This window comes from Halarsenatibacter silvermanii, from assembly GCF_900103135.1.
GTDB lineage: Bacteria > Bacillota > Halanaerobiia > Halanaerobiales > Halarsenatibacteraceae > Halarsenatibacter > Halarsenatibacter silvermanii.
Genome location: NZ_FNGO01000003.1, coordinates 1 through 23,349, shown reverse-complemented (window position 1 = coordinate 23,349; position 23,349 = coordinate 1). Strand labels below are relative to the sequence as shown.

Here is a 23,349-nt window from a genome sequence, read left to right as displayed (position 1 = left end):
AGATAAATCGCAAAAACCGAAATTTTGATCTTTATTATTGGCGGTTTTGTGAAAAGTCGAATTTTACATTATAGATCTAAACGGGAGGGGTCTATTATCGCAAAATTTGCGGGTGAGGAAAGAAAAAATTTAAAGTTTTTTGTTTCTTCGCTTCCCGAAGGTGCTGCTCTTGTCAATGAAAATTTGAATATAGAACTGGCCAATCGCGAGTGGAAAGAAATTTTTTCGGAAATTAGTCAGTTTGTTAACTTTTCCCCTTCTGGGGGTCCATATCCAGAAATGTTAAAGCGGGCTGGATGTGATCGATCCAGAGTAGAGAGGCTGGCAGAAAAGCTCAGGGGTGTTTTCGAGAAGGATAAAAAAAGAGCGAGTCATGAAAAATTAGAGGAAGAGATTGCTTTCCAGTTTGAAAGCGAAGTCCGGTGGTATGAGCTGAGAGCTGACCGATATAATGATGAGTTAATTCTAATTTTGAAGTCGGATATCACTGATCTGAAAAAGGAAAACAAAGAACTGAAAGCTTCCAAAAAAGAAATGGAGACGGTTTTGAAAAGTATCAAAGAAGGAATCAGCGTCTTCAATCCTGATCTGACGATCAAATATGCTAACAGCATTATGAAAAAATGGTACAGTGATAATTTGCCCTTAGCAGGTAAAAAATGCCATGACGCTTTTCGGAATAACGATAATCCCTGTTCTAATTGTCCAGTGCAGAGAAGTCTGGAAAGTGGTCATGTGGAGAACGGAGTTATCTCAGGCACGGAGGACTCGGATGTGGATTTCCTCGAAACCTTTGCCTATCCTATTAAGGATGAAGAGACGGGAGAAATTACGGGGATTGTGGAGTTTGCCCGTGATATTACGGAAAGAAAAAAGATTGAGCGGGAATTGAAAATCAGAGAGCAGCAGTATCGAAAAATCTTTGAGAAAGTACCGGTTGGAATAGAAATTAAAGATTCTGAAGGAAAAATTATCGATGTTAATGATAGATTATGCGAAATGACCGGATATGAAGAGGAAGAACTCATCAACAATAGTTTTTTAGAAGTGCTGGTTGCTGATGATTGCGAGGGTAAAACCAGAGAAGATTTTGAGAGAATTCTTGCTGGCAGAGATAACGAAAAGATTATTTACTCGCGCAAAAAGTCGGGTGAAAGATATTATGCAAACGTAAAGGAGACCAGAATTCAGCTTCCGGATGGTGGAAAGGGTGTCCTAACTATGAGATCAGATCTGACCGACAGGCTGGAAGCTGAAAAAGAGTTGAGAGAGGAGAAGGAAAAATTCCAATCGCTGGCTGAAACTGTTCCTTTCGGGCTGTATGTTTACGGACAAACCTTTAAGTATGTCAATCCTGCCCTGGTGGAAAAGACCGGTTATTCTAGTGAAGAACTATTGAACATGAATTTTTGGGAAATTGTTTCTCCAGAACATCAAGAACTGGTTAAAAAGAGGGGGCAGTCCCGAATTAGAGGTGAAAACCTTCCATCCAGTTATGAATTTAAGATGAGAAAGAGAGATGGAAGCGAGTTCTGGGTTTTATTTTCCGGAACACGAATTATTTATGAAGGAGAAAAATGTGGAATAGGAACAGCGATAGACATTACGGAGCAAAAGGAGACTCAGAAAAAACTGGCGATCAAAGAAGAACATTATCGCAAAATATTTGAAACTGCTCCGGTGGGAATAATGCTGGAGGACAGCGAAGGAAACATTCTCGAAGTTAACGACAGATTGTGTGAGATGACCGGTTACAGCGAAGAGGAGCTGGTGGGCAGCAGTATTTTTGAAACCGTGGTAACTCCGGAATTGGCAGAGGTGGCCGAAGTCAATCTAAAAAAAGTGCTGGCCGGAGAAAAACTGGAGTTTGAAGGTTATAGCCGCAGAAAAAACGGCGAAAAATATTACATGCACCTCCACGAAGCAGAAGTGAGTCTTCCTGAGGGAGGAGAGGGAGTCCTTTCCATACAGCTGGATATGACCGAACTTCAGAAAAAAGAAGAGAGACTTAAATTTCTCAGCTATCATGACAGGTTAACCGGTCTTCATAATCGAGCTTTTATGGAAGAGGAGATGGAACGTCTGAATTCGGAAAGACAGCATCCGATAAGTCTCATTTACTGTGATGTGAATGGACTTAAAATAGTTAATGATACATATGGGCATGATAAAGGAGATAAACTTCTTAAAAAAGTCGCCGGTGCTCTGGATGAAGTTACCAGACATGAAGATCTCGTAGCCCGCTGGGCTGGTGATGAATTTGTCATTTTGCTGCCTCAAACCGACAGAGAGACGGCAGAAATGGTTGTGAAAAGAATCGAGAAAGCCTGTGAAGAGGCAGATTTTGATGATATACCTGTCAGGCTGGGAATCGGAATAGCCATCAAAGAACAGATGGAAAGCTCTTTTGAGGAGATTATTAAGTTAGCCGACGAAAGAATGTACAGAGATAAGATGAAAAAATCTCGGGATACCGAAAATATTTTATTGCAAAATATGAGAGTTTCTCTGATTGAGAAAAGCGCTGAATCTAAAAAACATTATCTAAGGATGACCGGGCTGGCCTTAAAACTGGGAGAAAAAATAAATCTGACTGATGAGCAGCTGAATGCCCTCTCGCTGCTTGTTTCTCTTCACGATATAGGCATGGTGACTATTTCCAGAGATATTTTGAAAAAGTCAGGAAATTTGACCGATGAGGAATGGGAAGAGGTCAAAAAGCATCCAGAAAGAGGTTATAATATTGTTTCTCCGACTGAAGAGTTTGCCTCTGTGGCTAAAAACATACTTTCTCATCATGAGCGGTGGGATGGGAAGGGTTACCCTGAAGGATTAGAAAAGAAGCAGATACCGTTTTTGTCAAGATTAATTGCCGTGATAGATGCCTATGAGGTCATGACTTCAGGTCGCCCATATCAGGATTCGATGAAACGAGAAGAGGCACTGCAGGAGATTGAAGACTGCGCGGGCAGCCAGTTTGATCCTGAGCTGGCAGGAGAATTTCTGGAAATGATGATTGATATGAAAAGAAGAGATTGATTTATAATTATAGCAGATTATTGTTTTATATTAACAACTATAAGTTTTCATCTATTCTAGTATTTTGCCGGAAAAATATAGGCTTAAGGCGGATTTACACCCGGCCTCAAATCAAAAATATCCAGGTGAAATTTTTTTCGAGTCTATTTTAATCTCAGATTTCTGTAGGATTATGACCGTAGAAAAAGCAGAGGGGATGCGGCGCAAAAGCGGAGAGGGTCTATTTTTTCTCCGCTTCCCCTCCGCTTTTGCCCCTTTTTTAAATATTGGTTTTACTCTATGATTTATCACAGCTTTAGAAGTGTAGAACCAATTTTTTATGTTCTAAAAATGCTTTATGCTGCAGATTCAAACTTTTAATTGATTGAATTTTAAGTTTATTTAAAAGTGTCTGCAGTTGATAATGTCTGCATAATTGGCTAAATAAAATGAACAAAATAGTTTTTAAAAATTAACATCAAAAGGTGATGAGAAAAATGAAATTGCCCGCTGATATTCCCTGTCAGAGCTGGCATCAGGCAGTAAAAATTAGATCCTCGCGGCGCAAATACCTTTCTGAATCCCTCGAGCATGAAACTATTGATGCACTTTTAAATAAAATCAATCTTCTACAGGAAAGACTCGAGTCCGCTCGTATAGTTATCAGTCCGGATGGATTTGACGATATAATCTGGACAGTGGTCGGTTCCTATGGTCTGGTTACCAGGGCAGAAACTTAAGCAGTCATAATTCAGGAGTGGATGCTGGAGGCTGTAAAATCAGCCCGATTTGCTCCTTCGGCTTTAAACAGACAGCCCTGGTGTTTTGACTTTTTTCCGGATGAAAACAAGCTGCAGTTAAAGACGGCACAGCTGAAAAAAGATCATGATATATCCCCCTGGTTGGACTGTGGCATCGCTTTGCTTCATTTGCTGCTAAGAGCTAAATCGGTTATTGAAAAGTTTTCAGACGATGATTTTAATGATGTTGGGTATAACTTATTGACTCCTCCGGGCATAGCCGAGTTGAGCCCGATGAAGATAGATAATAACTTCACGATATAATCATGATTATCATCCCGGCGGGAAAGGAGGAGTCTGTGAAGATTCATGGAAATTTTACATAACAATATTAAATCAAATAAAACTTTTAAAGGGTGATGTTATGTCAGAAAACGATAAAAATTCTGGAGAGCCAAAAGGAAAAACCTATTATTCTCTGGAAGAAAAGCCGCCTCCGGAAGAGACCGTTCTGCTGGGATTTCAGCACATGCTGGCTATGTTTGTCGGCATAATTACTCCTCCTCTCATAATTGCAGGAGTGGCCGGGCTGGGGCCGACAGAAACAGGATTTTTTGTCAGCATGGCTTTGATTATGTCAGGTATAGTTACTTTTGTTCAATGCAGACGATTTGGTCCTGTCGGTGCCGGTTTGCTGGGAGTTACAGGGACCAGTTTTACTTTTGTACCCATGGCTATAGCTTCCGCCGAGGCGGGAGGGGTTGCCCTGGCGCTGGGAATGTCTCTGGTAACTTCTCCGGTGCAGATGTTAATAAGCAGATTTATAAAACAGGCTCAAAAACTTTTCCCCCCCATAGTTACCGGTTCGGTTGTTACTCTGATTGGTCTGAGCCTTATCGAGGTAGGCATGCAGGATTTTGCCGGCGGTGCGGATGCCGCTGATTTTGGCAGCCCCCAAAATCTCCTGGTTGGATTTTTTGTTCTGATAGTTATAATTTTTTGTAACCGTTTTGGCTCCGGGCTGGTTAAGATTGGAGCTGTGGCTATCGGTCTGATAGCGGGCTACATACTCGCCATACCTCTGGGCATGGTGGATTTTGCTCCCATTTTTGATGCCGGCTGGTTTACAGTTCCCCGCCCCCTGCATTTTGGTCTGGATTTCGATCTCGGCCATCTTCTGCCCTGGATAATAGCTTATTTTATAACTTCGATCGAATCCCTGGGGGACCTAACCGCTATAGCTCAAACTTCCAATGAGCCAATTACCGGCAAATTACATCATGATCGCCTCAGTCGTGGTATACTGGCGGACGCGTTGGGAAGTGCTGTCTCGGCAATTTTTAACTCACTCCCAAACACTACTTTCAGCCAGAATATTGGGGTTATTCAGATAACCAAAGTCGGCAGCAGATATGTCGGTTACGCGGTCGCAGCAATTTTACTGCTGCTCGGCTTCATTCCCAAGATAGGTGCTATCGTAAGTGTTATGCCGTCACCGGTTCTGGGAGGAGCTACCCTGGCTCTTTTCGGCATGGTGGCAGTGGCCGGTATTAATATAGCAACCCGTAACGGGCTTAACGATCGGAAGATTTTTATATTTTCCATTAGTTTGAGTTTCGGCCTGGGGATCACCTATCATCCCGATGCGGTTGAACAGCTGCCCCAGATTCTTTCCACCATGCTTTCATCTGGTGTGGCGGTAGGTGCAATTCTAGCAATGGCGCTCAATTTAATTATTCCTGAGAAAAAACAGGGCTGAAAAAAATCGGAATTGAATTCCTATATTAGTGGATAGAGGAATAATAATATTTCTGGATGTGTGCAGGCCCTCCCGCTCGCCTTCTGGGAGGGTTTATTTTCTGAGTATATTTTAGGGAAGGAGGTTGATTAGAAATGAAAGAGTACAACAAATTGATCAGAAATCACATACCTGAAATTATAGAAAATGCGGAGAAAGAATACGAAGTAAAAAAAGTCGAAGGTGAAGAATTTTTTCAGGCACTTCAAAAAAAACTGCAGGAAGAAGTGGAAGAGTATTTACAGGAAGAAGAAGTTGAAGAACTGATTGATATTCTGGAAGTTGTAGCTGCTCTGGCGGACCAGCACGGATTGAATATGGAAAAATTGGAGGATTTAAGAATGGAGAAGAAAAAAGAGCGCGGCGGTTTTGATAAAAAATTAATCCTTTTGAAAGCTGAGGAATAAAAAATGATTGTAGCTGCTCACACTGCTGCCGGCGGTTTTCTGGGGAGATTGATAAATCCGGGCAGCGGCCGCGAGTGGACTTTAACGATTTTGCTGGCGGCTGGCAGCCATATCCTGCTGGATTTTCTGCCGCAAATAGGCTATACTTTTGATCTTCATCTCCGCCTTATCGATCTGACTGGAGCAGTTTTAATTATGCTTCTGATGATAAAATTGGTTGATTTTAAGAAGCCGGTGCTGATTGCCGGGCTTGCTGCTGCAGCTCCAGATATAGAACATCTGCTGGTTGATCATACTGATATTATGTCGGGTAGAATTTTCATAAGTCACTGGAATAGTTTTGAAAGAATTGAACTGAGCTGGCAGTGGGGGTTCACCGTTGAAGCCGGGGTAATAGTACTGGCCCTCACAGGAATTTATCTTATTGAAAGAGCCTGTTGAAAGAGCTTGAATTGATAAGAAGATTTAATTAATCGGGCTGTCAGAAAGGAAAATTTCTTTCGCTGCAGAAAATTTAAAATAGCCATCATTTACTAAAGCTGCAGATTGTAAATCGGACTGCAGAAGAAAAGGAGGAATAGATTTTGAGCAAATTCGTCGATGCTACCCTGTCTATTTACGATGAGATGAATAGTTTTCCTGCGGATTATCATCATGATACCGAAATTAAGAGAACCCAAACTCATCAGGATGGAAGATGTGCTGCTTCCTGTTTTAAATTTTCTTCTCATACCGGAACCCATATTGATGCCCCTTTTCATTTTATTCCCGAAGGGCAAAAACTGGATGAAATTCCGGTGAATAAATTTATAGGGACGGGAGTGCTGATGAAATTTATGGATCGCGGTCCCGAAGCTGAAATAACAGCTGCAGATATCAGGAATAGAGGGGAATTAAGAAAGGGAGATATTCTCATAGCAGCCACGGGCTGGAGCGATGAACACTTTGGAGAGAAGAGTTATTTTCAAAAAAATCCTTATTTGAGCTCTGAAGCAGCCGAAATGATGGTTGAAGAAGAAATCACAGCTGTGGGAATAGATGCCCCCACTCTGGACAGCTCCAGAAACCTGCAGCAGGATAAAGCTCCGGTTCACAAATCACTTCTTGGAAATGGAATTTATGCTATTGAGAGTTTGACCAATCTTGCGGCTGTGCCCGAGGGCAGAATAAAAGTATATGCCCTTCCGTTGAAGATAAAAGATGGCGATGGGGCCCAGGCCCGCGTGGTGATTGAATATTGATGGAGGTGAAATGATTGAGTGTCAGCCTGTATGTCGGCAAAAATTTGACCGAAGATGGATGTGTATTTCTGGCCGGTTATGGGGATGAGCCTTCCAGCCATTATTTTTATCTGGCAGAAAGAGAGGAAAACCATCCGGAAGCGAAAATGAAGGTTGGAGTCAATTCGGAAGCTATGTTTCCGGGGGAGCTAATCCAAATACCCAGACCCGAGCAGACCAAAAGATATATAACCAGCCGGTATTCGGCCTGGAAAGGGTTGCCGCCTCCGCTGGAAAACGGAGGTTTGAATGAAGCTGGGGTAGCAGCCGCCGCCGTCTGGTCGCCTTCGCGGCCTGAATTGAGGAAGATGACCCCAGAGCCACAGCGTGGAGTTAACTTCAGCGACATTTCAAAAATTGTTATGCAGAAGGCCGGAAGTGCCCGGCAGGCTGTAGAGATTGCCGGTGAGTTGATAGAAGAGTTTGGCTATGCAACTTATGGCGGCAATTCTCATATGTTTGCCGATGAAGAAGAAGGCTGGATAATGATAGAGCTGGCCGGCGGTAAAGGGCTCTGGGCAGCCCGACGTCTGGCTGAAGATGAAATTCGAGTTTCCCGCCCTGGATATCTGGAAAGGATTCCGCCGGATTATCAGAGCCGCCCGGATTACATGGGGGCAGATAACTTATTTTCCTTTGCGATAGAACAGGGATGGTATGATCCGGATTCAGAGAGAGAATTTAATTTTGGTCGGGTTTATCAGACCGACCAGCAGCCGGAGAAGCCGGGAAAGCAGATCCGTTCAGCTGGTGTTGCCAGAATGGAAAGCCTGCTGCAGGAAAGGGCGCCGGATTTAGGCCTGATTGATATGATCGGGGCAGTGAGAAGTCCTCTAATAACCTCTGTAACCTCGGGCTACGGAAAGGTTGCCTGCATGGCTGATCTCGAACACGATTTTCTGGCAACTATCTGGATGGGAAGCGGCCCCACCCTCACCAGTCCTTTCATACCCTTTCCGCTGGGCATTCAGGAAATTCCCATCGAATACAAAAAACACAGATACTTGACCCGCGGTGAAAGCACGCGATTTATCGATCCTGATTTTCAGGGCAGGGAATCGACTCCCTATGCTTTTAGAGCTTTCAAGCGTCTTTACCATCTGGTGGCTGAACACCCTGAAGAATTCCGGGCGGAGGTGGTCGACACCCTTCAGGCTTTTGAAGAAAGAGCCATTATGCAGCTGAATGATGTTAAAAGCATGATAAGAGGATTGTGCAACGAAAAAGATTTTGAGCAGGCCAAAAGGCCTCTGACGGAATTGAATCATAAGCTGGCCCGGGAAGGTCTGGAAGCTGCTAAAAAACTGGCTGATAGTATTGAGATCAAAACAAGATTATTATATGGCATAAGTGAGCCGGGAGAAAAAGGAAGAGAAGATCGGCTTCATGCTACAATCGATGAGAAGTTTTATCCCTGGGCGGAAGAAGAATTCAGAGAGAGGGGTGAATCTAAAGATTGATAAAAAAGATAGATTTCACCAGATATCTGAAAAAATATGAAGAAACTTCAGGACTTTATCCCGGTCGACTAAATGAGCTGGGGGAAGGGTATCACAAAAAGGGTTATCTCACCCGGGAAGAACTCTATGACCTGGCTCATTTAAATTCCACCCGCAGTTCCTATCATGTCAAAAAAATCCGGCCGAACGGGTGGAGAAGGTGACCGGGGCAGCCTACAGGCTCGAGGATGATTTCTGTCGCCTGGCTCTTTACGTCAGCTTAAAGGGAGTTGCCACCCCTACAGCCTCGGCCATCCTTACCAGTCTCGATGGTAAACGACATTGTGTTATCGATACCAGAGTTTGGGCTGCTCTGTGGAGACTGGGATATTTTGAGGAGGAAAAAGAGAGGTTTCAGCCTGATGATTATGTAAAAATAGTTGATATAGTCAGGCAGATGGCAGATGAGACCGATTTTACCACTGCGGAAATAGGATACGCCCTTTTTGCCTATGATGTGGTACACAGAGAGGGCAACCTGCACTGAGAGGAGGTGCGCGATTATGGAGTTCAAAGAAAGAAATGAACAGGGAGAACTTATAATCAAACCCGAGTTGAGATCGGAGCTGCGGGAGGAAGCAGCAGGTCCTGGAAATGCCATGAAGATGATTAGCTCAGTTTTAGGGGTAGAATGGAATTCTGAAGGAGAGAGCGTAAAAAAACAGGCAGAATGGACTGAAGAAGAGGAGCAGCATCTGGAAGAGCTGGTGGCTCTGGCAGAAAAGGTAGGACAGATTAAACAATGGACTGAGGGGATCGAAAAGGAATATGATGATCTTGAAAATGAAGAAGTTTTGCGAAACAAACCTCATTTAAATGAGCGTGAAAATGAATATCTTGAGGTGAAAAAACAGCTCCGAGGTGAGGAGATGGAGGCTTTGATGGATTACCATGAGCTTATTGTGGAGTTTTTGGAGCTGCAGAGAGCAAAAATTGGCTAATTTTTATGAGGGATTTTAACCCGGCATAGAATTATTTTTATTATTCAAAGTTTACAAGATTTGATTTTAACAAAGAAAGTGATTTTGAGTTATCGGATGTTTGTTAGGTTTATTAAAGGAGGAATCGAGGTGTCAGAAAATATTAAGGATAAAGTGACTGCAGCAGTTGTTCAGGCTTCGCCAGCCCTCATGGATAAAGAGCAAACTTTAGAAAAAAGTTTGAGGCTAATCAAAGAAGCGAGCCAGAAAGGGGCAGAGATAGTGGTATTTCCAGAATCTTTCCTTTCAGGCTATCCCAGGGGTTTAAATTTTGGCTGCAAAATTGGCAGCAGATCAGATGCTGGCCGGGAGGATTATTTAAAATTTTACCGCAATTCTGTGAAAGTTCCGGGGGAGATAACAGAAGAATTGGCATCTGCCGCCGGGGAAGCTGATATCTATCTGGTAATGGGTGTAAATGAGACTGATGAATCTCAAAATAACAGTACAATTTATAACTCTTTATTATATTTTGGTCCCGGGGGTAATCTTTTAGCCAAGCATCAAAAATTGAAACCGACTGGATCAGAAAGATTAATCTGGGGTGAAGGAGATAGTTCGACCCTTTCGACAGTCGACACCCCCTACGGTACTCTGGGTGGTCTGATCTGCTGGGAAAATTATATGCCTCTTGCTCGTGCTGCTATCTATCAAGAAGGAGTATCTTTTTATGCTGCTCCCACTGCCGACGCGCGAGATGAATGGCAGTCCACTATTCAGCATATAGCGCTGGAAGGGCGCAACTTTGTCCTGGCCTGCAATCAATTTGTGACCAGGGATATGTATCCAGAAGATCTGAATTATTATGGAATGATTGACGATCAGCCCAAGATCATGTGTCGAGGAGGAAGCGCAATTATTGATCCGCTCGGCAAATATTTGGCCGGGCCTCTTTATAATGAAGAAGGGATTTTAATGGCAGAACTCGATCTTGATTTGATTCCTAAAAGTCGAATGGACTTTGATGTTAACGGTCATTATTCCCGTCCCGATGTTTTTGAACTGCGGATCCATTAAAAGTTTCCAGAAAAAAACAGGTATCTTGAATATCCAGCGGGTATCTGATATTATAGATTACTAAATAAATAGTTCAAAATTTGGAGGAATATTTGGTGGAAAAATTCAGCGAATTTGATAGGATGGAGCTGGATCAAATATATGATAAGATAAAGAGCAATTTTTTTCAGACTCCCCTGATCTATGCAGAGTTCTTGAGCAAAAGATATGAGCGTGATATTTATTTAAAATTAGAAAATTTTCAGAAAACAGGCGCTTTTAAAATACGCGGGAATTCCTATAAGCTGGCTGAGCTGCCTTCTGGCCGACTCAAAAAGGGTGTGGTAACAGCTTCTTCCGGCAATCACGGTCTGGGCCTGTCGCTGGCAGCCCGGTCTAAAGATGTTCCTGCCAGGATTTTTGTCCCGCATAAAACCCCGCAGACCAAAATAGACAAAATCAGGTCTCTGGGGGCGGAAATTAGAATTGCCGGGGATAACTATGATGAAGCTGTAAAGATAGCCAAAAATTTTGCAGCTGAAAATGAAAGAGTTTATATTTCCAGTTTTGATGATCAGGATATAATACGGGGTAATACTACTCTGGGATATGAAATTTTTACTCAGCTGCCGGAACCGGGTGCGGTTGTGGCCCCTATTGGTGGCGGCGGGGGAATTTCTGGTATAAGTCTGGCCCGAAATGTTTTCTCTTCATCAACGTTGATTTATGGTGTGGAAGCTGGGGGAGCAGCATCGATGAGAAATTCCCTGCAAAAAACGAGAATCGAATCGTTAGCCGAAGTTGACACTCTGGCCGATGGGATCAAGGTGGCCAGGCCGGGTGATTTGACTTTTGAAATTGTCAGGGAGAATGTAGAAAAAGTTTTTGCTGTAAGTGAAGATGAGATGAAAGAATCTTTTCGCGAACTGCTGCTCGAAGCCAACCTCACGGCTGAATTGGCTGGAGCGGTTTCCGTGGCTGCTCTGGATAAGCTCACGTTATCCGGCGGTGAAGGCCCTGTGGTATGTCTTATTTCCGGCGGAAATATCGATCGGGAACTAATCGTCGATATACTCAGTGAGCTGGATTCATCTCAAAAACATCAATAATTAGAATAAAAGAAAGGTTGATGAAATTTAATTATGTACGATACAATAATAAAAAATGGAAGGATTTATGATGGCACCGGATCTGAACCGTACGAAGCTGATCTTGCACTCAAAGATGGACATATTGTCAGAATTGCCCCTGAACTGGACGGCGAAGCGGAACAGATAATATCAGCTGAAGGAGAAGCTGTCACGCCTGGCTTCATCGACACTCACGGTCACTCCGATATCATTTCCTGGGCTATGGAGAATTATGATTACAAAATTCGCCAGGGCGTTACTACCGAGGTGATGGGTTCCTGCGGGCTTTCGGCTGCTCCCTGTCGCGAAAAGCATAAGAAGCTTCTGGACGAATATATCGATACCATCAAGTGTGGACAGGAGTTTGAGTGGCGCTGGGGAAATTTTTCGGAGTATTTGAATTTTCTTGATCAGCAGACATTCCCCAACAATCTGGTTCCCCTGATCGGACATGGTACTATCAGGATTTCCCGGATGGGCTTTGCTGATGCTTCTCCTGATGAGAAACAGCTGGCGGATATGAAAGAGATTCTGGAAAGATCTCTAACCGCCGGAGCTTTCGGACTTTCGGCCGGATTGGTTTATCCCCCCGGTGCTTACAGCGGCATCGATGAGCTGGCAGCTTTGAATGAAGTGGTTAGCGAAGGGGCTGGAATTTTCAGCATACATATGCGCAATGAAGGCAGTCAGCTGCTGGAAGCGATCGAAGAGGTAATAGAGATTGTGCAGAGGACGGATGTCACGGCGCTGATATCTCATTTAAAAAGCATGGGACGGCCAAACTGGGGTGAATCTCCCCGGGCTATCGAGATGATAAAAAAGGCTCGCGAAGATGGACTATCGATCTGGGCGGATCAATATCCCTACACGGCTAACAGCACTTTTTTAAATGCTTTGATACCTCCAGAAGAGATGAACCGGGGGCTTTCAGAGCTTCTCACCCGTTTAAGAGATGATGATTATGCCCGGAATTTGATTGAGCGGCTTGAGACCGAGGATGAGTCCGACTGGGAAAATTTTCTGGCCAGCGCCGATGGCTGGGAAAACATCCTGGTGCTTTCTCTGCCTCAGACGCCCGAATGGAATGGTTGTCGGATAGATGAGATAGCTGAAAAAACTGAAAGGAGTCCCGGGCAGGTTTTTATCGATCTTATGATAAAAAATAAGGGGCGCGGGCTGGTGGTGGCTTTTACTCTGTCCGAAGATGATGTCAAAAGCATTATGAAGGCTTCTTTTCAGATGTTTGGCAGCGATGGACTTCCCGGTGAAAGCGGCGGCCACCCCCGAATATACGGAACTTTTCCCAGGGTATATGATAGGTATGCCGGCGGGAAAAAGCCGCTGGATATTACTGAAGCTGTAAGAAAGATGACAGGTCTGCCCGCGCAGGTTTTAGGCCTGGAAGATAGAGGAGAGCTAAAAGAGGGCATGAGGGCGGACATCAATATACTGGATTTATCCCGCTTTCGAGATAGGGCGACCTATCAAGAACCACTCAAAGCTCCTGCAGGAGTGAAGTACGTCTTATTGGGCGGGGATATTGTTGTAAAAGATGATGAAGTTATAAAAAAAGACTGCGGCCGTCTGTTGAGAAAATAAATTGAAACTTAAATTATTCGCGCGATTAAAACATTTTCATTATAGATTTTGATCTTCGGGAAAACTAAATTTTTGGAAAATTTATTTCGGGGTATCTTAAGCATCCCCGATAAAATCAAATTAATTCAGGGAGGGAACAAACATATGAAGTTGAAAAATGTACTGATCGTTTTTGTCATAGTCTCTCTGGTCATGGCCTTTACTGCTGTGGATGTAATGGCGGACTCGATAAGAATGTCGCATGAGATGAGTGCCGATGATGAAGACCCATCTCATGGTTACATGATGTCTTTAAAACATTATCTGGAAGGAAGCACCGATATTGAGGCTGAAATTTATCCCGATAACGTTCTGGGCGGTATGGAAGAAGTGATTGAGATGGTCTATGCCGGCGAAATCGAGGTTGCCCAGGTTTCCATCGGCGGCATGAGCCATTTTTATAATGATGCCCTCATATTTAACCTCCCATATGGTTATCCTGATGATATCAGAGTGGCCACCGAGCTCTGGGATCGAGATAATGCTTTTTCCAGTCAGATATATGAGGATATCGAAGAAGAAGTCGGCGTTAAGCCTATAGAAGTGTTTTTGCGAGGAGGTTTTGTACTGCTGACCAATAACCAGCAGCCGATCCAGACAGTAGAGGATATGGACGGTATATTGTTTAGAGCTATGGACGAAAGCCAGATGGCCATGTACGAGGCACTGGGGGCTTCGGGAACTTCAATTCCCTGGGAAGAGGTATATACAGCTCTGGATACTGGCGTGGCAGACGGCCAGATGAATCCTGCTTCGATAATAATCGATGCCTCTCTCTATGAAGTGCAGGATTATGTCACCCGGCCGGGAACCTTTCCCTCAACCGGAATGCTGATCGTCAATCCCGAATGGTATGAAAATCTATCTGAAGAGGAAAGAACAAACTTTTATATGGCTGTAGATCATGCCAATGAAACTGCTTTAGGCCTGAGTCACCGCAGCGATATTCTCGGTGATGAGGTGCTGGAAGAAGAAGGAATGGAGATTTATCATCAGACTGAAGAGGATTATGAAGAGTTTCGGGAGACTGCTTTAGAAGGTGTGCTCGACTGGGCCTATGACACTATAGATGACGATGTTGTTGACGAGTTTCTAGATGAGGTAGATCGCATCGAGGAAGAGATAAGATAATTTTAATCGGAAATTATCCAATTTTCAGCTGAACTATTATGGGCATCCTGCTTTCTTTATTCAGAGATGCCCATAATTTTCTTATTTTTAATTCATCGAGGAAGGAGGCAGGAAGCTGTGAAAACACTGGCCAGAGGTTTTAAAAAATTCACCTCGGTTGTTGTAAAATTAAGCCAGATATTTTGTGCGCTGCTGATGGTAGCGATGATAATTATTGTGACGGTAGGAGTATTTTATCGTTATGTTCTGGGCAGGCCGCTGCCCTGGGTCACCGAGATAGTAAGGTTTTCCCTGGTCTGGTTGAGCCTTATCGGAGCTGCGGTGGCTCTCTATAAAAATGAGCATGTGGCCGTCAATTATTTTTATAAAAAAGCCGGGAAGAAGCTGAAATTCTTATTCGAAATTTTAAACGTAGTAATTATAGGCTATTTTTCTTATATAATGCTGGTTTATGGTTATGAATTTACCGATACGCTTTACACCGGCACCTTTACCGGAATATCGGGAACTGTACCCAGAATGGCCATCCCGGTCAGCGGAGGGATTATGATTCTTGTCGTTATCGATCAGCTTATAAATAACATCCTGTTTGGGAGGAACTGAAATGGATATTTTGCTCTATGCAGCAGTATTCATCATACTAATAATCATTAAATTACCCATAGCTTTTGTGCTGGGTATAACCGGACTTTTTGCTCTTCTCCACAACGGTTATTCACCCACCGAAGCCATAAGACAGATTTATTCAGGCATAGATAGCTTTACCCTTATGGCGATTCCTTTTTTCATATTTGCCGGTCAGATTATGAACGAAGGTGATATTACAGATAGATTGCTCAATATTTCCGAGGCGCTGGTAGGCTGGATAAGAGGCAGTCTGGGACATGTCAATGTGGTAGCCAGCATACTTTTTGCGGGGATCTCCGGAGCCGCGGTTTCCGACACAGCTGCTCTGGGCAGCATGTTGATTCCGGCCATGGAAAAAAAGGGTTATTCGCGCTCTTACAGTTCAGCCCTGACAGCTGCCTCTTCAATCATCGGACCTACCATTCCCCCCAGCATTCCCATAATCGTCTATGGAGGCAGCATGGACATTTCGATCGCCGGACTTTTCGCGGCAGGCGTGCTTCCGGGAGTATTTCTCGGCCTGATAATGATGTTTATAAATTATTATTATGTTAAAAAGTATGATTATGAACGCAAAGCCGATAGATTGATCGCTCCCGATGAAGAAAAGGTTTACGGACTTACTGAAAAGGTCATAAAATATTTGCTGAATTTTCTCAAATCACTCCAGGGCGGAATCTGGGCTTTGATAATGTTCTTAATAATTTTTGGAGGGATTTTGGGAGGTATTTTTACCGCCACTGAGGCTGCCGGGGTGGCGGCAGCTTATGCCGTCATAGCAACCTTTGCCTTTATGAAGACGCTCGATCTCAGAGGGATCTGGGGAGTATTCATGAAAGTGGGCTCTATGACCGGTATGGCCATGCTCATAGTTTCTACCGGCAGAATTATCAGCCACTTTTTTGCCATGGAGGACATACCTCAGATGCTTTCTCAATATATAATGGGGCTTACCACCACCGATTGGGTTTTCATGCTGATCTGTGCTGTTTTTCTTTTGTTCGTAGGCACCTTTATGGACTTGATAGCTTCGATAATAATACTGGGACCGGTCCTGACCCCGATCGCTATCGAGTTTGGCATTCACCCATATCATTTTGGTCTTCTCTTTGTATTTACCCTCAATGTGGCTCTGATCACACCTCCGGTGGGGGCGGTGTTATTTGTAGTTTCTGCCATCGGCAAAACTGACTTCGAAGATCTGGTAAAAGACATTCTCCCTTTTTATTTCGCCTTCATTTTAACCATTATTGTTATAATATTTTTCGAACCTATAACCCTTTATATACCTTATATTCTGGGACTGTGAAATTTTAAGGCCCTTCCGGGACTTTGAAGGGCATACCGGGCAGGCGGTCCGCTCTTTATCCAGGCGGCCATGGACATACCAATAATGATAACCTTCGAGGCCGGCCTCAGTTTTCTGGGGCTGGGAGTACCTCCGCCGAATCCCAGCTGGGGACATGTCCTCCGGGTTGGATATTTGAATGTGCGGGCAGCTCCCCACATAGTAGTTTATGGTGGAATTGCCCTGATTCTTGCCACTCTGGGCTTTACCCTGCTTGGGGAGAGGTTGAGAGACGTATTCGACCCCAAACTTCAGCGGGGAGGCGAGATATAATAAAAATGAGAGGAAGGAATGTTTTCGGCAGCCCAGAAAATTATATTATGGAAGGCCATATAGAGGAAAAATCCACCATTGAACCGGCAGGTAACATTCAGCTTATTTAGCGAGTTAGGAGGCTACCAGATTAATAATGGAGAGATTTGGGACGGTATGTTCACATTTACTCACCGGCAGCGAAGTGGATAAGATTCATGGTTACAGTCTTAAAATACTGGAGGAGCTGGGAGTCGAGGTTGAGGACGATGAACTCAAAGAAATGCTCGTCGATCATGGCTGTCGTGTCGACGGCGGACGGGTTAAATTCCCCCGTGAACTGGTCATCGAAATTCTGGATGAAGTGGAAAATGGTCCTCTGGTTATAAAAAATCCGGGGACAGATGAGAAGTGCAGACTGGACGGTTATGAATTGAAAAGTCAGCCCTTTGGTACAGTGCCAAATATTTATAGTGTCGATGATAGGGATACCTATCCGGCAAAAGAAGAAGATTTAATCGATTTTATTCGCCTGCAGAACAATCTTGAAAATATAGATTTTAGCGGTCCGATGGTTCTGCCCGAGGACACTCCCAACGAAATCATGGAGATTAAAAGTTGTGAGCTGTCCTTAAAATACAGCAGCATTCCCTTCGCAGGTCTTGCAGTTTCCAGCAGCGAGCAGATTGATTATGTGCTGGAGCTTTTCAAAATAGCCCGGGATCAGCAGGAGGAGCCGATCGGATTTCTGGGAATTTCACCGGAGAGTCCTCTCTCCTATCCGGTCCATATTTCCCGGATTCTGAAAAAGACCGTCAGGGCCGGCATTCCGGTCAAAGTGCTCATTGCGCCCGTGGCCGGATTGACCGCTCCTTTTACGGTAGCCGGATCTCTTACCCAGATGAATGCCAGTATGCTGGCATTTACCTCCATCGCTCAGATAATAAATCCGGATACCGACATAGTCTTCGGTTCCCGTATTTCTTTTCCTAACATGAAAAGCGCTCAGTCGATATGGGGGCTTCCTGAGATTGGCCTGGGCAGCACCGGGGCTGTGCAGCTGGCCAGATATTACGGTTTTTACACCAGCGTTTATGGGGCATCCACCACTGCCTGCAGCATAGATGTGCAGACCGGCTATGAGAAGGCCATCAATGCTATTCTGCCGGCGCTGGCAGGAGCTAATATCATTTCCGGGGCCGGAAGCATTGCCAGCAACACGCTGGCTTCGAAGGAGCAGCTGGTCATAGATAATGAGATAATTACCATGGTAAAAAGAGTGCAGGAGAGGTACGATGTCACCGGCGATTCTCTCGGGTTTGATGTGATAGCAGATCATATAGAAGACGGAGGATTTATAGCGGACAGTCATACAGTTGAACACCTGAATGCCGGCGAAGTTTACACTCCAGATCTCGGTTTTGATCAACTCTGGTACGAATGGAAGGAACAGGGTTTTCCCAGCATAACTGAAAAGGCCCGTGAGAGAATAAATGAGATCATAAAAGAGCCGGCAGAGACGGTGTTGAATCCCGAACAGGAAAAGGAATTTCGCAGGGTGGTAGAAGACGCTCAGGACAGGCTGAAAGTTTAATAAAAAGGTCTTCCTGTTTTCAGCTGGTAAATAGATGTGTCATAAAAAGCTTATTTAGTATACTGGAAGATATAAAGCTTCGCTCACAATGAAATTTTTTCTTCGCGTTAAGTTTAGTTTTCGGCCAAAAAATTGCGCTTTTTTAGTTTCGGAGAAGGGCCAGAATTGAAAAGGTAGTGTCAAAAGATCTATGAAAGAGAATTAAGGGGGGGTACTATGACCGCCGGCATAAAAGTAGAGCAAGCTTCTGATGACAAACTGGAGGAACTGGAGGTGAAATCCTGGTCTGTCTGGGAGAAAGAAGTCTCGGAGTTCGACTGGTTTTATGATGAAAGGGAAGTCTGTTATCTGCTCGAGGGCGAAGTAGAGGTTGAGACCGAAGAAGGGACAGTCAGCTTTGGAAAAGGAGATATGGTGATCTTTCCCGAGGGGTTGGAATGCGTCTGGAGGATTAAAGAGGACGTGAAAAAACATTATAAGCTGGGTTGACCGGCCAACCTGTACACCTGGATTGTGAGCAGTATTCGAAATATAGCGTTTAAAAAAGCTGATCCTTATGGGGGGATTCCCCGTGAAAAGGAGGGGTTTTTTGAAGTAAATCGCTGCTTCTGCTGCTGGCGATAATATTGATCGGCATGGGGGGAATGATCGGTCAGCTGATGCTGGTCCGGGTGCTTATGGTCATATTTTTGGGCAATGAACTCTCCCTGAGTCTGGTGATTGCCAGCTGGCTGCTTTTTGAAGGACTCGGTTTACTGGCTGGGAGGTAAATTCGCCGGCAGCGAAATGTTAAATTCTAGAAATATTTTTCTGAATATTTTTTAATTTATCCGCTGGTCCTGCTGGCCTCTGTATTTTTGGCCCGTCATCTAGGGCGGGGACTGCCGGGTTTAATTCCCGGCGAAGCTCTGACTCTGGGGCAGATGTTTTTGGTCTCGATTTTAACCGTGGGAATAACCGGCATACTGCACGGTTCTTTATTTCCGCTGGGGGCCGGAGGTGTTCGAGGAATACGGTGAGTCTTTGCCCGTCAGCCGGACCTATATACTGGAAATAATCGGTACGATAGGGGGGAGGGCTTATCTTCGCTCTGCTGCTGGCGGGAATGCTGGTCGGTATTATTATTCTCCCGCTGGCGGGATTGACCTCGACTCTCTTCATGCTGGCCGGTCTGAAACTGGTAAGCTGGTGGTTTATAAAAACCCTTCCGGGCTGAGTTTTACAATGAAGCGGAGATATTTTTTGAACTCTGTCTGTAAATCGCTGGCTTCACTGTTGATCTAAAAGAAATAATTCGGGGAGAAGAAATTATCCGCTCAAAATTTCAGAGGAGGGATTTCCATGCTCAAATTTTTCAGGAACAGCCTGGCAGGCTGGAAATCTGTTTTTCTAATAACTATTTTGGCAGCTTTAGTTTTCGGTTTGCCGTATTTGAGCGGCACCACAGGGACAGCTGAAGAAACAGGGGAGAGAATTGATCTTCCCGAAGCTAAAGTGGAGAAGGGCGTAGCCGAAGCTATTTACGAAAGGTTGTCGGTGCGAGAATTTACTGATGAGAACCTGAAAAAAGAAGAGATTGGTCATCTCGCCTGGGCGGGAGAAGGTATCACCGTGGACGGAGTTTCAGGACCAACCCGTTCGTCTCCTTCGGCAGGAGCTACTGATCCTTTAAAAATTCATCTGGCTGTCTCGGGAGTGGAAGATCTGAAACCGGGTATTTATGAGTACGATACGGAAAATCATGAACTCATTAAAAAGTTGAAAGGTGATCGCGGGGAAGAGCTGGCCGGCGCTGCTCTGGGGCAGCAGGCCATCGCAGATGCTCCGGCAGTATTTCTGGTGACAGCTGACTATACGAGGACTACTTCACGTTACGGAGAAAGAGGTATCACGTATGTTCATATAGAAGCCGGACATGCAGCACAAAATATAAATCTTATGGCTGAACAGATGGGGCTGGGGGCTGTGATGATAGGGGCTTTTGAGGATGAAGCTGTAGTAGAAATTGCCGGACTGGATGAAAAAGAGCCGCTGCTCATAATGCCGGTAGGATATGAGAATTAACTACTGGAATTTAGCATATTGTAATCACTGGAGCTGATAATTGATGGATATTCTGCTGACGCTGGGCCTGGTAATATTGCTGGGAGTTTTGGGGGGAGAGCTGGCCAAAAAGCTGGATTTTCCCTCGGTTACGGGGTATCTTTTCACTGGAATATTGTTGGGACCTTCACTTCTGGGGCTGGTTGATGCTTCTGTTCTGACATCGATTGATCCCATAATCGATTTTGCCCTGGGATTGATAGGTTTTTCGCTGGGAGGCGAGCTCAAGGTCAGATTTTTACAGAAAAACTGGGATGATTTTGGCCTGATTTTTCTGGGCGAAAGCTTCTTGACGCTCATTCTGGTAGTTATACCGGTCTATGCTTTTTCCGGCAGCTTCCCGCTGGCAGTGGTGCTGGGCGTACTGGCCACGGCCAGTGCTCCGGCCAGTGTGCTTTCAACCCTGAACGAAAAGAAAGCGACCGGTGATTTTCCTGAGCTTTTAAAATCTATGGTAGCACTCGATAGTCTTTTCTGCATCACTCTTTTTTCTTTTACGACCATTTTGCTCAAAGGATATTTTTATGACGCTGGAAATGGAAGCGGTGTCCTGCTCCAGCTCGGCTACGAGCTGGGACTGGCTCTTTTAGCGGGATTTTTGATAGGAACGGTGACAATTATAATAATAAACAGGGTATTGGAAGAAAGAAAAAGGCTTGTTCTGCTGACGGGAATAATCTTTCTGGCAGTAGGCGCTGCCAATCAGCTGGGGCTTTCTTATCTGCTGGTGACCCTGACCGCCGGAATTATGATAGTAAATCTCACTCCTAACTTTGGCAGATTTTTTACCTCTCTGCACGTCATAGACACTCCGGTTTTGGTACTCTTTTTGACGCTGGCCGGAGCCAGTCTGGAACTTCAAGCCCTGCCCCAGCTGGGATTTCTGGGGGTAATTTACATCACCTTCCGGACCTTAGGTAAAATTGCTGGAAGCACCCTTGGCTCATACGCCTGTGGATTTTTGACCGGAAATTGCAGCCATGTTGAGCCTCAGATTCGTAAATATCTCGGTTTTGCGCTCATACCTCAAGCAGGGATAGCAGTCGGCCTGGCCCTTATGGCCGAGCAGGAACTGCCCCTGCCCGAAGATGCCGCAGTTACAACTATACTGGGGGCGATTATTTTCTTTCAGCTGGTGGGACCGTTTATGCTGAATTTTGCTTTAAAACGGACGAATGATTTTACTGAGAAAAATCTTCAAAAGTGATCGAGACTCAAGGAAAATCGTTTCTTTGTCACATAACAAAATTAATCAATTCACCCTGGTCCATGGTTAACAAAGAGTTTATCTGACCGCTGCGATTGTAAATTTGAAAATCTTCGGGAGGAGATATCTCCGGTTCCTCTATTTCCGCTTCTTCAGCTTCAATAAAATCGGTAATCGGTTCGGTAAGCGCTCTGTCCGCAATAGTATCCGCTTCTAAAGCCAGGCCGGGCTGAAATCCAGCATCATCGAAAAATTCTTCCGCTATATCCGGTTCTTCCGCTATTGCTTCCTCAAATCTATTTTCATCTATTATTACATCACCGTCAGGGTCTATTTCTATGCCCAGCTGAGCTAAATCATCCTCGCGTTCAGCGAGTACATTCTCCAGACGCGCCCCCATACCTTCCAGATTGGGGCTGGCAGGCTGTTCTGCAATAAACTCCTGGACATTGCCTATAGCTTCGGCAAAATCTTCTATAGCTTCACCGATATCTTCCGTATCAGGAGCAACTTCTATCTCAGCTGTGCCGGTTTCTTCCAGTTCTAATTCCACCTGCCCCTCCTGCAGCTGTATAATATTGCCCTCGAGCATAAAATCGTCTCCTTCTTCCAGGCCTTCTACTGCAACTTCAGCTTCTTCTGCTTCCTGTTCTGCGGCCATCTCAAGTTCTTCTTCAATAAAATCTCCACTAACATCTCTCAACTCAAACTCGCCTGCTTCACCTGCTTCTTCTGCTCTTACTTCCAGAAAAACTTCATCTTCATCTGTGATGAGCACATCTGCTTCAACTTCAGGGGAGGCTGCTTCAATTTCTTCTGCAGCAGTCCGCAAAACTTCTTCGGGAGTGTCCTCTTCTTCCACCTCTATTGTGATGGTTTCCTCTATTTCTCCCTGTTCAACAACAAATTCAAACTCTCCTTCAGCTATAGCTTCAGGGTCATCTGCCGGCAGGGGAGTGCCTTCCATTTCCTGGGCCTGAGCCAGCTCTTCTACAGTAAGTTCCAGCTCCTGAGGGCTTGCTCCTGCTTCTGCTTCTCCTGTGACTGCGTCAGGATTGGAAATCTCCACGGTTCGTTCCTCCCAGACCGGCTGAGCTATAGGAGATTGATCTAAAAGCGGATCGGCTGCTTCCTGCAGTTGAGAAAATGTATCACGGAAATCATCGGCAAAATCAATGATTTCCCCTGCATCCAGCCTGGGTTCGGTTCTTCCCCGGGCAGCAGTTTCCATTTCAGTCAGCGTCTGCATCTGACTGATCTGCTGCTGACGCTGTAAAATATTCTGCTGGCGGGCGGAATCCAGCACAGGATTTTGTAGACTTTGTGCTTCTGTAAAAGCCTGATTCAGCAGTTCATTTGTGCCGGCGGAGCTGCTAATTTCATTGACCATGGGTTATATCCCTCCCCACGAAAGCTTAAACTCCATTAAGCCAAAAAATTTGCGATTGATTCTTGGCATTTATTATATCAAAATTATATTGCAATTTGAAATTTTGAAGGGTTTGAGTTTGAGTTAATTAGTTGTGGGTAGTACAATATTCATACTAAATCTGATCAAGGGAAAGAAATATAAATTGAGGTCTCACACACTTAAATATGCT

Annotated in this window: 25 protein-coding genes; 24 read left to right on the top strand and 1 reads right to left on the bottom strand. The window is 44.6% G+C overall.

Features of this window, described 5'->3' with window-relative positions; genetic code table 11:
* Positions 1–24 precede the first annotated feature (24 nt).
* The 24 genes from BLT15_RS01960 to BLT15_RS01855 all read left to right on the top strand — a co-directional run bounded on the left by BLT15_RS01960 (position 25) and on the right by BLT15_RS01855 (position 21,748).
* Positions 25–3,039, top strand: coding sequence for a PAS domain S-box protein (locus BLT15_RS01960; RefSeq protein ID WP_143422994.1), 3,015 nt, complete (start codon positions 25–27; stop codon positions 3,037–3,039).
* 476 nt (positions 3,040–3,515) lie between these two features.
* The gene (locus BLT15_RS01955; protein ID WP_089758146.1) at positions 3,516–3,758 is read left to right on the top strand and encodes a hypothetical protein; all 243 of its coding nucleotides are present in this window, start codon (positions 3,516–3,518) and stop codon (positions 3,756–3,758) included.
* Positions 3,759–3,779: 21 nt separating this feature from the next.
* Positions 3,780–4,082, top strand: coding sequence for a nitroreductase family protein (locus tag BLT15_RS01950; protein ID WP_089758141.1), 303 nt, complete (start codon positions 3,780–3,782; stop codon positions 4,080–4,082).
* A 100-nt stretch (positions 4,083–4,182) separates the two neighbouring features.
* Complete coding sequence (locus BLT15_RS01945) at positions 4,183–5,517, top strand: uracil-xanthine permease family protein (protein ID WP_089758140.1); 1,335 nt, start codon at positions 4,183–4,185, stop codon at positions 5,515–5,517.
* Between the two features lie 134 nt (positions 5,518–5,651).
* The gene (locus BLT15_RS01940; RefSeq protein ID WP_089758138.1) at positions 5,652–5,963 is read left to right on the top strand and encodes a nucleoside triphosphate pyrophosphohydrolase; all 312 of its coding nucleotides are present in this window, start codon (positions 5,652–5,654) and stop codon (positions 5,961–5,963) included.
* A 3-nt stretch (positions 5,964–5,966) separates the two neighbouring features.
* Positions 5,967–6,404, top strand: a complete 438-nt coding sequence (locus tag BLT15_RS01935) for a hypothetical protein (protein ID WP_089758136.1) — start codon at positions 5,967–5,969, stop codon at positions 6,402–6,404.
* A gap of 143 nt (positions 6,405–6,547) precedes the next feature.
* The gene (locus tag BLT15_RS01930; RefSeq protein ID WP_089758135.1) at positions 6,548–7,204 is read left to right on the top strand and encodes a cyclase family protein; all 657 of its coding nucleotides are present in this window, start codon (positions 6,548–6,550) and stop codon (positions 7,202–7,204) included.
* A gap of 14 nt (positions 7,205–7,218) precedes the next feature.
* The gene (locus tag BLT15_RS01925; RefSeq protein ID WP_089758133.1) at positions 7,219–8,703 is read left to right on the top strand and encodes a C69 family dipeptidase; all 1,485 of its coding nucleotides are present in this window, start codon (positions 7,219–7,221) and stop codon (positions 8,701–8,703) included.
* A complete protein-coding gene (locus BLT15_RS13510; protein WP_234985468.1) occupies positions 8,700–8,906 on the top strand; it encodes a hypothetical protein in 207 nt (68 codons plus the stop codon). The genes BLT15_RS01925 and BLT15_RS13510 overlap by 4 nt, the downstream gene beginning before the upstream one ends.
* On the top strand, positions 8,894–9,229 hold the full coding sequence (locus BLT15_RS13505; RefSeq protein ID WP_234985467.1) for a hypothetical protein: 336 nt from the start codon (positions 8,894–8,896) through the stop codon (positions 9,227–9,229). Before BLT15_RS13510 ends, BLT15_RS13505 begins: the two co-directional genes overlap by 13 nt.
* Positions 9,230–9,245: 16 nt before the next feature.
* A complete protein-coding gene (locus BLT15_RS01915; RefSeq protein WP_089758131.1) occupies positions 9,246–9,683 on the top strand; it encodes a hypothetical protein in 438 nt (145 codons plus the stop codon).
* A 129-nt stretch (positions 9,684–9,812) separates the two neighbouring features.
* Positions 9,813–10,739: a carbon-nitrogen hydrolase family protein gene (locus BLT15_RS01910; RefSeq protein ID WP_200769670.1), complete on the top strand. Its 927-nt coding sequence runs from the start codon at positions 9,813–9,815 to the stop codon at positions 10,737–10,739.
* Between the two features lie 95 nt (positions 10,740–10,834).
* Positions 10,835–11,827 carry a threonine ammonia-lyase gene (locus BLT15_RS01905; RefSeq protein ID WP_089758127.1) on the top strand — a complete coding sequence of 331 codons (993 nt, stop codon included), beginning with the start codon at positions 10,835–10,837 and terminating at the stop codon, positions 11,825–11,827.
* Positions 11,828–11,860: 33 nt separating this feature from the next.
* A complete protein-coding gene (locus BLT15_RS01900) occupies positions 11,861–13,447 on the top strand; it encodes an N-acyl-D-amino-acid deacylase family protein (protein WP_089758125.1) in 1,587 nt (528 codons plus the stop codon).
* Positions 13,448–13,591: 144 nt separating this feature from the next.
* The gene (gene dctP, locus BLT15_RS01895; RefSeq protein WP_089758123.1) at positions 13,592–14,617 is read left to right on the top strand and encodes a TRAP transporter substrate-binding protein DctP; all 1,026 of its coding nucleotides are present in this window, start codon (positions 13,592–13,594) and stop codon (positions 14,615–14,617) included.
* A gap of 117 nt (positions 14,618–14,734) precedes the next feature.
* Positions 14,735–15,220, top strand: a complete 486-nt coding sequence (locus tag BLT15_RS01890; RefSeq protein ID WP_159429762.1) for a TRAP transporter small permease — start codon at positions 14,735–14,737, stop codon at positions 15,218–15,220.
* 1 nt (position 15,221) lies between these two features.
* Complete coding sequence (locus BLT15_RS01885; protein ID WP_089758119.1) at positions 15,222–16,553, top strand: TRAP transporter large permease; 1,332 nt, start codon at positions 15,222–15,224, stop codon at positions 16,551–16,553.
* 57 nt (positions 16,554–16,610) lie between these two features.
* Positions 16,611–16,865 carry a hypothetical protein gene (locus BLT15_RS01880; protein ID WP_268762216.1) on the top strand — a complete coding sequence of 85 codons (255 nt, stop codon included), beginning with the start codon at positions 16,611–16,613 and terminating at the stop codon, positions 16,863–16,865.
* Positions 16,866–17,001: 136 nt separating this feature from the next.
* Entirely contained in the window at positions 17,002–18,438 is a 1,437-nt protein-coding gene (locus BLT15_RS01875; RefSeq protein ID WP_089758115.1) for a trimethylamine methyltransferase family protein, read from the top strand.
* A gap of 216 nt (positions 18,439–18,654) precedes the next feature.
* Positions 18,655–18,927: a cupin domain-containing protein gene (locus BLT15_RS01870; protein WP_089758114.1), complete on the top strand. Its 273-nt coding sequence runs from the start codon at positions 18,655–18,657 to the stop codon at positions 18,925–18,927.
* A 137-nt stretch (positions 18,928–19,064) separates the two neighbouring features.
* Positions 19,065–19,208 carry a hypothetical protein gene (locus BLT15_RS13500; protein WP_234985466.1) on the top strand — a complete coding sequence of 48 codons (144 nt, stop codon included), beginning with the start codon at positions 19,065–19,067 and terminating at the stop codon, positions 19,206–19,208.
* An 87-nt stretch (positions 19,209–19,295) separates the two neighbouring features.
* A complete protein-coding gene (locus BLT15_RS13165; protein ID WP_159429761.1) occupies positions 19,296–19,457 on the top strand; it encodes a hypothetical protein in 162 nt (53 codons plus the stop codon).
* 322 nt (positions 19,458–19,779) lie between these two features.
* A complete protein-coding gene (locus tag BLT15_RS01860; protein ID WP_089758110.1) occupies positions 19,780–20,502 on the top strand; it encodes a SagB/ThcOx family dehydrogenase in 723 nt (240 codons plus the stop codon).
* Positions 20,503–20,545: 43 nt separating this feature from the next.
* Positions 20,546–21,748 carry a cation:proton antiporter gene (locus BLT15_RS01855; protein ID WP_089758108.1) on the top strand — a complete coding sequence of 401 codons (1,203 nt, stop codon included), beginning with the start codon at positions 20,546–20,548 and terminating at the stop codon, positions 21,746–21,748.
* Between the two features lie 28 nt (positions 21,749–21,776).
* Here BLT15_RS01855 and BLT15_RS01850 read toward each other — a convergent pair whose 3' ends face one another.
* Positions 21,777–23,138, bottom strand: coding sequence for a flagellar filament capping protein FliD (locus BLT15_RS01850; RefSeq protein WP_089758106.1), 1,362 nt, complete (start codon positions 23,136–23,138; stop codon positions 21,777–21,779).
* Positions 23,139–23,349 lie beyond the last annotated feature (211 nt).

Excerpts from the sequence above, each read along its gene's own strand:
- BLT15_RS01860 (WP_089758110.1), top strand. The coding sequence starts at position 19,780 with ATGCTCAAATTTTTCAGGAACAGCCTGGCAGGCTGGAAATCTGTTTTT.
- BLT15_RS01900 (WP_089758125.1), top strand. The coding sequence starts at position 11,861 with ATGTACGATACAATAATAAAAAATGGAAGGATTTATGATGGCACCGGA.
- dctP (WP_089758123.1), top strand. The coding sequence starts at position 13,592 with ATGAAGTTGAAAAATGTACTGATCGTTTTTGTCATAGTCTCTCTGGTC.
- BLT15_RS01945 (WP_089758140.1), top strand. The coding sequence starts at position 4,183 with ATGTCAGAAAACGATAAAAATTCTGGAGAGCCAAAAGGAAAAACCTAT.
- BLT15_RS01870 (WP_089758114.1), top strand. The coding sequence starts at position 18,655 with ATGACCGCCGGCATAAAAGTAGAGCAAGCTTCTGATGACAAACTGGAG.
- BLT15_RS01915 (WP_089758131.1), top strand. The coding sequence starts at position 9,246 with ATGGAGTTCAAAGAAAGAAATGAACAGGGAGAACTTATAATCAAACCC.
- BLT15_RS01955 (WP_089758146.1), top strand. The coding sequence starts at position 3,516 with ATGAAATTGCCCGCTGATATTCCCTGTCAGAGCTGGCATCAGGCAGTA.
- BLT15_RS01940 (WP_089758138.1), top strand. The coding sequence starts at position 5,652 with ATGAAAGAGTACAACAAATTGATCAGAAATCACATACCTGAAATTATA.
- BLT15_RS01950 (WP_089758141.1), top strand. The coding sequence starts at position 3,780 with ATGCTGGAGGCTGTAAAATCAGCCCGATTTGCTCCTTCGGCTTTAAAC.
- BLT15_RS01885 (WP_089758119.1), top strand. The coding sequence starts at position 15,222 with ATGGATATTTTGCTCTATGCAGCAGTATTCATCATACTAATAATCATT.
- BLT15_RS01855 (WP_089758108.1), top strand. The coding sequence starts at position 20,546 with ATGGATATTCTGCTGACGCTGGGCCTGGTAATATTGCTGGGAGTTTTG.
- BLT15_RS01850 (WP_089758106.1), bottom strand. The coding sequence starts at position 23,138 with ATGGTCAATGAAATTAGCAGCTCCGCCGGCACAAATGAACTGCTGAAT.
- BLT15_RS01935 (WP_089758136.1), top strand. The coding sequence starts at position 5,967 with ATGATTGTAGCTGCTCACACTGCTGCCGGCGGTTTTCTGGGGAGATTG.
- BLT15_RS01875 (WP_089758115.1), top strand. The coding sequence starts at position 17,002 with ATGGAGAGATTTGGGACGGTATGTTCACATTTACTCACCGGCAGCGAA.